Origin of the sequence: Lachnobacterium bovis DSM 14045 (assembly GCF_900107245.1) — a bacterium.
GTDB classification, from domain to species: domain Bacteria; phylum Bacillota; class Clostridia; order Lachnospirales; family Lachnospiraceae; genus Roseburia; species Roseburia bovis.
Genome location: NZ_FNPG01000041.1, coordinates 1 through 9,459 on the forward strand (window position 1 = coordinate 1; position 9,459 = coordinate 9,459).

Below are 9,459 nucleotides of genomic sequence, written 5' to 3' on the forward strand. Positions count from 1 at the left end.
AACAGGTATAAGCTATTAATTATAGATGAACTAGGTTATTTGCCAATCGACAAAGAAGATTCAAATCTATTTTTTCAACTGATAGATATGAGGTATGAAAAGAAAAGCACTATTTTGACAACAAATATAAATTTTAATGACTGGGATAACATTTTTTATGATGCTGTTGTAGCAAACGCGATATTAGACAGAATACTGCATCATTCTAAAGTAATTACAATAAATGGTAGATCATATAGAGTCAAAGATTATATTAAACCATCAGAGTAATTGTACATAATAATATAAAACTTTTTGTACATAAATACTTGACACTTTATAGCTAGAACAAAGCAACTTCCAACGAGTATACATAAAACACCTTTTTTAAGATCACTTATTTTCATCGTTTCCGCCTCCCTTATGAATAAAAATATCTTCAATTGTCATTCCAAAATAATCTGCTATGGTAAACGCCAGATCAAGCGATGGATTATACTTACCATTCTCGATTGAACTGATCGTCTGCCTTGAAACTCGGATTATTTTAGCAAATTCCTCCTGATTTAAACCGCGTTCCTTCCGCAGCTTCTCTACATAATTTTCCAATGCATATCCTCCAATTGAAACCTGTCAAGTTTCCTTTACATTTTGAATATATCATAGTGTGCTATCTATGTCAAGGTTCCTTTACATTTATTCTGACAATTACATCTTCTTAAAAGCAAACTGATTATCAATGTGCCACTACAACTCTTCGATCAAGGGCGTTTTCACGCCCCTGCCTACTGCTATCAGTTATTCATCTCTCAGGTCTTAGATTATTCCTATTAAGATTTGGACCTTGCTGCTCCTTCCTCTGATCTACGATTGCCTGGCTTTCTCTTAGATTTTGCAAAATGCTTGTTTTAGCCTTTTCAGCTATCTCAGGCTTCTTGGTCTTGTCCCACCACTCCTTGAATGTTTTGAAGGCTTTCCGCACACAAAAAAGACCCGGTACATTGTACCGAGCCTTTGAAATCTGCCATTGCAGATAATTATCTCTTTGAGAACTGTGGAGCTCTACGAGCTGCTTTAAGACCGTATTTCTTACGTTCTTTCATACGTGGATCACGTGTTAAGAATCCAGCTTTCTTAAGAACTGGTCTGTACTCTGAATCAACTTCTAATAAAGCACGAGCGATACCGTGTCTGATAGCACCAGCTTGTCCAGTGTATCCACCACCACGAACGTTAACTAAAACATCAAATTTTTCAACTGTTTCAGTTGCTACTAATGGCTGACGTACGATAACCTTTAATGTTTCTAATCCTAAATATTCATCAATATCTCTTTTATTAATTGTGATTTTACCTGTTCCTGGTACTAAATATACTCTGGCAACAGATGATTTTCTTCTTCCTGTTCCGTAATACTTTGTATTAGCCAATGTAATTTACCTCCTTAGTGAATTAAAATGATAATGTCTCAGGTTTCTGAGCTGCATGTTTGTGATCTGGTCCAGCGTATACAAATAATTTTTTGTACATCTGACGTCCTAATGGTCCGTTTGGAAGCATACCCTTAACAGCTAACTCAATAACACGCTCTGGGTGTTTATCTAACATTTCTTTTAATGTAGTCTCTTTTAATCCACCTACATATCCTGAATGATGGTAGTAAATTTTCTGGTTTAATTTTTTACCTGTAACACTAATTTTTTCAGCGTTAACAACTACTACATAATCACCTGTATCAATGTGTGGTGTATATGTTGGTTTATTTTTTCCTCTTAATACTTTAGCAATTTCTGATGCTAAACGTCCTAATGTCTTACCTTCAGCGTCTACTACATACCATTTTCTTTCGATTGTAGCTGGACTTGCCATAAATGTCTTCATAGGTTTTCCTCCTTAGTAAAATAAAAAATACTCATGAATCTTTAAAATCGCGTATGTCCGGACGCCATCTCTCTGATTCTATATATATAGTCTAAATGCTTGTCGGGGCTTTGACTCACATCTATATACTATCACAGACTTAATTAGTATATTACAAGTGTCAAAAAGTGTCAAGTAGAATACACATTAAAAAACTATAAAATATTGTACACTTTTTACATGTTTACAAGGATTTCTACCACTTTCTCAAATTTCATAAAATGAGATGCCTTCACGAGAATAGTATCTGTTTTTTCAACGTATTTCTCTATTTCGTCAACCAACTCATCTGTTGTCTTATAATAATATGTTTTAATATTTTTACCAGATTTTTCTATTTCTGAAATGTAATTCTTTGCTAGCTCTCCAGCTGCAAAAACAACATCAATATCATTATCTGCAACACTTTTTCCAACAATTTTATGTAAATTTACTTCATCTTCACCAAGCTCACCCATGTCTCCTAGCACAGCCACACTTCTTCCTGTTGCATGTGATAAGATTTCTAATGCCGTTTGCATTGAAGCAGGATTTGCATTGTAACAATCATCTATAACCGTCATTCCCGATTTTGTTTTATTAAAACTAGTTCTTCCAGCAATTGTCTTAGCTTTTGAAATTCCAGATTTAATCTCTTCTAACGTCAAACCAAGTTCCATTCCAACTGCTGTTGCAGCAAGCGCATTGTAAACATTATGTTCACCAGGAATATTAATTCTAACTTTAAATGATCCTATATCTGTATTTATTGTTGTTACCATTCCTTCGAAACCTTGATTTTCAGAATCTGTTGCAAAAACTGACTTCTTTGCGTATTCTGTGCCTAAATCATCTGTTTTGGGAGCTTTTCCTTCACCATAAAAGATAACTTTTTTACCTTCTACAATCTTTTTCATCGATAGTTTATCGTCATCTCCGTTTAAAATAATAACACCATTTTCTCTCATATTTTTAAAGCACTCAGTCTTTGCTTGCAATATTCCATCTCTTGTTTTCAAATTTTCCAAATGGCAAACGCCTATATTCGTGATTAATTGTATATCAGGTTGTGCCATTTTTGATAATCTTGTCATCTCGCCAAAATCAGAAATTCCCATCTCCAATACAGCAATTTCATGCCAACTATGAATATTAAAAATTGTAAGTGGAAGTCCTATCTCATTATTGAAATTTCCTGCTGTCTTTAAAACACTATATTTTTCGCTCAAAACAGAACTTACCATTTCTTTTGTACTTGTTTTACCAACACTTCCAGTAATGCCAATCACTTTAATATTCAATTGTTCTCTATAAAACTTTGCAATATCTTTTAAAGCTTGCTGAGTATCTTTTACTAAAATATAAGGATACTTAGCATTTTCTATTTTTTTTTCAGACAAAACTGTCATCGCACCTTGCGCTATAACTTGAGGAATAAAATCATGTCCATCAACTCTTGCACCCTTAATAGGTACAAAAAGAAAATCTTTTTTTACTAAACGACTATCAATTGCAACACCCGTCACTTCTTTATTTGAAGCAAATTCTTCATTATATAGTTGACCATCACAAGCTTTTGCAATATTCTTAATAGTCAAATTTTTCATTCTACACTCTTCTATGCTATGACCATCTAATAAAATCTCTTTATTATTCATCTTTAATCCTTTATCTATATTTTTTCAATGAAATCTCAATAAGTTTCTCACATAATTCATTAAAATTAACTCCAACCGCATTTGCCTCTTGTGGTAATAAACTTGTTGGAGTCATTCCTGGCAATGTATTTACTTCAAGACAGAAAATATTTCCTTCTTTATCTAATAAAAAGTCTGATCTTGAATATGTATTTAAACCTATTGCTTCAGCAACCATTTCTGCATATTTTTGCATTTCTTTTGTTTTTTCGATAGATAACTCTGCTGGACATGTTTCAATTGTGCTACCTGCTTTGTATTTATTTTTATAATCGTAAAATCCTTCAACTGGAGCAATCTCAATAATAGGAAGTGCTTTTCCTGATAAAACCCCAACTGAGAATTCTCTACCTTCTACAAATTCTTCAATAACTAATTCGTTTTCCCATTTGAAAGCATCATCAAGAGCTTTTGTAAATTCCTCATCATTTCTTACAATTGTCACACCAATACTAGATCCACCACAACAAGGTTTAACAACACATGGTAAATTCAAACCTAGTTTTTTATGATCATCGCATCTATTCTCTCTTGTCATAGATACACCATTTGGTGTGGGAATATTTGCATTTACAAAGAATTTCTTTGACATGTTTTTATCCATTGCAATTGCACTACTTAGATAATCACTTCCTGTATATTTTATTCCAAATAAATCGAATGCTGCTTGAATCTTACCATTCTCACCATTTTCTCCATGTAATGCCATAAATACAATGTCAGATTTTTGACAAATTCTTATTACATTAGGTCCAAAGAAACAATCTGATTGATCTTTTCTTGATGCTTTAACAGCCTCTAAATCTGGAGCAGTCTCAGGAATTTTACTAACTTTTACACTAACTTCATCTGCTTTATCAAAAATATCATCTACATTAACTTCTTTTTCATCATATCCCATAAAAACATCAAGTAAAATAACTCTATGTCCATTTTCTCTTAATGCTTTTGCAACTTCATTTCCTGTAATAAATGATACATCTCTTTCTGTACTAAGTCCACCTGCTAAAACAACAATATTCATAGTAATTGCCTCTCTTTATTTCTTTATTATAATTTACTGTATTTTATGGTCTTATATAAAAATATACAAAACCGTATTTTTATTCCATATGATTAATCCCAAAATAATTTTTAAGATTAATCACTAATTTATTATACTAGACCATTTAATCATTTTTAACAATATTTCTTCCTATTATAACACTTTTAGTAATTAAATGAGCACTTTTTGCAATAATTCTTTTATTATCATGCAATGTATTTTTTATACTAAGATTCTGAAAAAAATATAAAAAAACTGCAAAAAAAGAGTTCCACTTTTTCTACAGTTTAATAATTTTAAAAAAATAATACACTTACTATTAATCTATTTTATAAAGAACATACTGAGACATTATTTTATAGTAATAATATTTCCTACTAATTCTGCGCTAAAGTTTTTGCATACATTCTTAATTAAAATGCAATTTTATTTTGTTTTGATAATGCAGCATCCAAAAAAACATCAAATACACACCAACAGAATTTATCTATCTTTTTGTTAACGCTATTCTTTACCTTCTCTTCACGTTGATAAAAATTATCACATAGATAATTTTGACAAATAGTATTCATGTCATCATAGAATTTATTATACAATACTGCCCTTTTACACAATTTATTAAAAAAACATGTATTCTCACCCAAATGTTCCTCATTTTCTATTTGCAGTCTCCAAACATAAAAATACATTTCTCTACAAAGACTCGCTATCTCCATTTTATAATCCTTATAAATAGAGTTAATTTCAAAACGACAACAATTTAATTCTTCTGGAATACTCATCATCCCCAAAGTGATTTTTAATTCCATTAAAATACTTTCTATATGGTTCGACATACATACCTTTCTTTTTACTAATACAACAGTTACATTTATAAAGTCAATCTTATAAAACCTGAAGCCAAATCATAAATCAGATAACATTTATTTGATTAATTTCAATAAAAACATAATTCTACTTTAGATTATAAAATTATTTAAGATCATAACCCCTAGAATATTTTCTTCACCTAGAAATTACTACTTAATTTGACTTTACAACAAGTTCATACACCTAAAAAATCACCTAAATTATAGCCACTCAATAACATACGTACCTTAAAATATACACTGCAATTCATACATACCATAAAAATACATATTACAATTCATAAATTTACAAAATATACTGTATAGTTCATAATACTATAATTTTATATACTTCATATTTTGCACACATCACAGTTTTTTATACTTCATATTCCGTATATTTGTTTATTCAATTTTTTCAAAAATCTAACACTACAATTTTGGGGCAATTCTTCGTTTAAATATATGACCAAACATAATTTTTATTTACCGATTTTTTATTTATCAATTTTTTATTTATCGATTTTTTTAAGTCAAAATCATTTAACATAAATTACTCTAAATCAAAATAACATACGTTATAACAACTAAGTCAAAAAATTCTGCAGGCCATTTATTATCCACAAATAATTCTAACATTTTACATTTCACCAACATTAATTTAACATTAGCTTTTATTAAAAAATTATTCCTTTAACATAATCTTTTCTTTGCCTCAAACTACTATCTCATAGAACTTTTCAATCTCAATACTATTATATGGTTAAATATGATCAAATCATTATATGCATCATAATTCAACATCACCATATCTTTTCATCGTATTTTTAGCTGCGCTTTCCTTTATTGGACTATCATAAGGATTTCTATATTTTGCTTTGACTTTTGCCAATCAAATACTAAAAATACTATCTTTAATTCTTGTCTACTTAATAATTCTACAAATTGATTAGTCAGTTGAAAATCTTTTAATAATTTATCGTAAAATATTATCATTATGCTTGCTTCGATTAAACCCTCTTGTATATAAAAATTCTTTAACCTTTTTAGAATATTAAAATAACAAACCAATGCCTTAATATTTTCTAAGTTGAGTTATTGATGTTTTTATTTAACAAATTCGGTGTTCTCGCTTGCAGATATAGAATATCTTAAAGTCATAAGATTGTCAATATATTTCTGTAAATTTATATTTTTATAATTTTTAGTTTATAATTATATATTTTTTCTTTTTCAAAAAACGGGAATTAATCGTGCTTGTACTCTAATTTATAAAATCGATACTTTATTTTTTATTATATACAAAAACACACCATACAAAACTTTTTCACAAACTTAATGATATATTTTTGCTTTTTACATATACTCTATTTTAAAAAATTATACTCTTCTTTTTAAAAATATGCTTTTATTATTAAAATTAAACTTTTATTATTTTAACTACCCTTTTATTATTATCCTTATCCTTTAATTCAAAAAAACAACTGTATTTATAGAAAAAAGAGAAAAAAAGAGAACAAAATGATAAACATCTTGTCCTCAATTCTTTCCCCTCTTATCATACATTTTCATCTTGTACTACAATATTAACCGTTAATACTGCCTTACAATTCTATTTTTATTAAACTTTTTAGATTTCTTTATACTATTTTTATTGTTCTGGTTTTCCAGTTTTTTCACTTCAACTTTATGTCTCTAGGGGGGTCCAATTTTCCACTTCAACTTTATGTCTCTAGGGGGGCCAATTTTCCAATTTAACTTTATATTTCTAGGTCATTCCAATTTTTCCGTCTCAAACTTAACCTTCCAGACCCAATCATAAAATAATTTTTCACCCCTTATATCTACATTTTTATCCCTTAAACCCTAGCATTCTGGTTCAATTAATCCAAACGTATTTCCTTTTCGTCTGTATACAACATTCACTTCATCTGTTTCAGCATTTCTAAAAACGAAAAAATCATGTCCTGTAAGCTCCATCTGAACACATGCATCTTCCGGATACATCGGTTTTATACCAAATTTTTTAGATCTTACAATCTTAACTTCATCCGAATCATCAAAATCATCAGAGTCAATAAATGATCTATTAAATGATTCAATTGCAGACTGTTTACGTGCCAACAGTTTCTTTCTGTATTTCTTCAACTGTCTTTCTATCACTTCTTCTGCCAAATCTATTGAAACATACAAATCATCACTAACTTGTTCTGACCTAATAACAGATCCCTTAACCGGTATTGTGACCTCAATAATCTGTCTTTCTTTTTCAACGCTTAAAGTAACTTCAACTTCTGTGTCCGGAGTAAAATACTTCTCTAATTTATTCAACTTGTCCTCAACAGCTTGTTTCAAGCCAGCAGTAAGCTCAATATTCTTTCCTGTAATAATAATCTTCATAGTGGTCACTCCTTTGCTATTTAATGTAATCCTAATTTTTAAATCTTATTCTACAACATTTACAAAGAATATACTTTATGAAATTAAATAAAATTTCTTTTTTTTATAAATTTTTATATCCTTTCTAGAAAACTTATTCTTTTTGTTTAAAAAATTTAAAACTCTCGTCATAAATTATCTTTCCATAAAATATTCATCTAATTTCAAAATATTCTTAATATAATCTCTAACCATAAATATGATTTTATAATTCTTATAAGACTTAATCGTTAGAACTAACTTATAAGTTTATTATAACATATTTTCTGACTATTTCAATATAAACATATTCCTTTCTGTCTATATCTTTTAATTCTTATTATTGTCATTTTGTTTTTCATTTTCGCTGCCTTTTTTGAAATACCGTTTTTGTTTGGATATAGCAATACAAGTATATAAATTTGATTATTATCTTTTTTTACTAAATACTAATTAATCTTTATTCTATTATTTATAAGCATTGTTTTATAAATTTTTTATTTATTTTTTCTAAACAAAAAGCATTCATTATTTAAAAAATTCTAATCACATACACCTATCTCCTTTGGGAGGAAGTATCTCATTTTGAGGAAGCCTCACACTTAGATACCTTCAGCTAGATGCCTTCAGCTAGATACCTTCAGCTTACACAAAAGAATTACATATAATTAAGAATATTCCAATAATGAATGCCTATGTTTTTTTAACTAGGATATTTTATAGTCACTAAAGCAAGAATTAAATCCCTAATCTCTTATCTTTATTAACTTATACCTCGTTCTTTAAATTATACCTCATAATCCATACAAACTCTTGTTTTTGTATATGGACGAACCTTTGAATTTGCAACCTCTACATGCTTTTTATGTACTGCATAACCTGCTAGTGCTTGTTCATTCTCTAATAACGAATCTAACATAACATCTGCATTAGAACTTTCTAATCCTTCTGTTCTAACAACAAGCTCTTTCAAACCTGGTACAACTCCTACTAAACCTTCTAATCCTTCCTTAATTTCCTTTTTTATTAATTTTTTTTCTTCATCAGATATTTCATCTTTCAATTGCCATAAAATAACGTGCTTAACCATAATTTTTTACCTCTCTAACAGTTTATTATATAATCAATTATACAATTAAATATTAACAATTATACGTGATTTTTGCAACCTACATTACACAAGTTGCAATTTTTTGTGGATAACAAAAAAAGCCATGCCAATACTCAGCATGACTCTCTCATATACCTTCAAAACTTCATACAAGCTTTTCTCTTTGAAAACCTTTTTGGTCAAGCCTTCGTCCTATTAGTAACAGTCAGCTACATACATTACTGTACTTCCACCTCTGCCCTATTTACCTGTTAGTCTCTCAGGGGTCTTATCTCCTTTTGGAGGGGATATCTCATCTTGAGGGGGGCTTCACGCTTAGATGCCTTCAGCGTTTATCCCTTCCGAACTTGGCTACTCTGCTATGCCGTTGGTCGACAACAGATACACCAGTGGTTCGTCCATCCCGGTCCTCTCGTACTAAGGACAGCTCCTCTCAAATATCCTACGCCCGCGCCGGATAGG

9 protein-coding genes and 1 rRNA gene are annotated in these 9,459 nt (G+C 29.7%); 1 reads left to right on the forward strand and 9 read right to left on the reverse strand.

The genetic code is table 11. From position 1 onward, the window contains the following. Window positions 1-270 (forward strand): ATP-binding protein (locus tag BLV79_RS11925; RefSeq protein ID WP_159429342.1); only part of this gene is annotated, 270 nt, incomplete at its 5' end. Window positions 271-372: 102 nt separating this feature from the next. Here the strand turns inward: BLV79_RS11925 and BLV79_RS11930 are convergent. The 9 genes from BLV79_RS11930 to BLV79_RS11970 form a co-directional block, all read right to left on the reverse strand. After that, complete coding sequence (locus tag BLV79_RS11930; RefSeq protein ID WP_022750258.1) at window positions 373-588, reverse strand: helix-turn-helix transcriptional regulator; 216 nt, start codon at window positions 586-588, stop codon at window positions 373-375. 428 nt (window positions 589-1,016) lie between these two features. Further along, complete coding sequence (gene rpsI / locus BLV79_RS11935; protein ID WP_074719212.1) at window positions 1,017-1,409, reverse strand: 30S ribosomal protein S9; 393 nt, start codon at window positions 1,407-1,409, stop codon at window positions 1,017-1,019. A 22-nt stretch (window positions 1,410-1,431) separates the two neighbouring features. Further along, window positions 1,432-1,860, reverse strand: a complete 429-nt coding sequence (gene rplM / locus BLV79_RS11940; RefSeq protein ID WP_074719213.1) for a 50S ribosomal protein L13 — start codon at window positions 1,858-1,860, stop codon at window positions 1,432-1,434. 215 nt (window positions 1,861-2,075) lie between these two features. Continuing rightward, entirely contained in the window at window positions 2,076-3,485 is a 1,410-nt protein-coding gene (locus BLV79_RS11945) for a UDP-N-acetylmuramoyl-tripeptide--D-alanyl-D-alanine ligase (RefSeq protein WP_074719218.1), read from the reverse strand. A gap of 61 nt (window positions 3,486-3,546) precedes the next feature. Continuing rightward, window positions 3,547-4,599, reverse strand: a complete 1,053-nt coding sequence (locus BLV79_RS11950) for a D-alanine--D-alanine ligase family protein (protein ID WP_074719214.1) — start codon at window positions 4,597-4,599, stop codon at window positions 3,547-3,549. A gap of 434 nt (window positions 4,600-5,033) precedes the next feature. Further along, window positions 5,034-5,456 (reverse strand): hypothetical protein, encoded by a 423-nt coding sequence (locus BLV79_RS11955; RefSeq protein ID WP_143470271.1) that lies wholly within the window; start codon window positions 5,454-5,456, stop codon window positions 5,034-5,036. 1,878 nt (window positions 5,457-7,334) lie between these two features. Beyond that, a complete protein-coding gene (hpf, locus tag BLV79_RS11960) occupies window positions 7,335-7,868 on the reverse strand; it encodes a ribosome hibernation-promoting factor, HPF/YfiA family (protein WP_074719216.1) in 534 nt (177 codons plus the stop codon). An 805-nt stretch (window positions 7,869-8,673) separates the two neighbouring features. Next, the gene (locus BLV79_RS11965) at window positions 8,674-8,976 is read right to left on the reverse strand and encodes a Dabb family protein (protein WP_074719217.1); all 303 of its coding nucleotides are present in this window, start codon (window positions 8,974-8,976) and stop codon (window positions 8,674-8,676) included. Window positions 8,977-9,172: 196 nt separating this feature from the next. Further along, window positions 9,173-9,459: ribosomal RNA gene (locus tag BLV79_RS11970) — 23S ribosomal RNA — on the reverse strand; the annotation flags it as partial.

Bases quoted from the DNA above. Each gene is read 5' to 3' on its own strand.
- rplM (WP_074719213.1), bottom strand. From the start codon at position 1,860: ATGAAGACATTTATGGCAAGTCCAGCTACAATCGAAAGAAAATGGTAT.
- BLV79_RS11945 (WP_074719218.1), bottom strand. From the start codon at position 3,485: ATGAAAAATTTGACTATTAAGAATATTGCAAAAGCTTGTGATGGTCAA.
- BLV79_RS11950 (WP_074719214.1), bottom strand. From the start codon at position 4,599: ATGAATATTGTTGTTTTAGCAGGTGGACTTAGTACAGAAAGAGATGTA.
- BLV79_RS11955 (WP_143470271.1), bottom strand. From the start codon at position 5,456: ATGTCGAACCATATAGAAAGTATTTTAATGGAATTAAAAATCACTTTG.
- hpf (WP_074719216.1), bottom strand. From the start codon at position 7,868: ATGAAGATTATTATTACAGGAAAGAATATTGAGCTTACTGCTGGCTTG.
- BLV79_RS11965 (WP_074719217.1), bottom strand. From the start codon at position 8,976: ATGGTTAAGCACGTTATTTTATGGCAATTGAAAGATGAAATATCTGAT.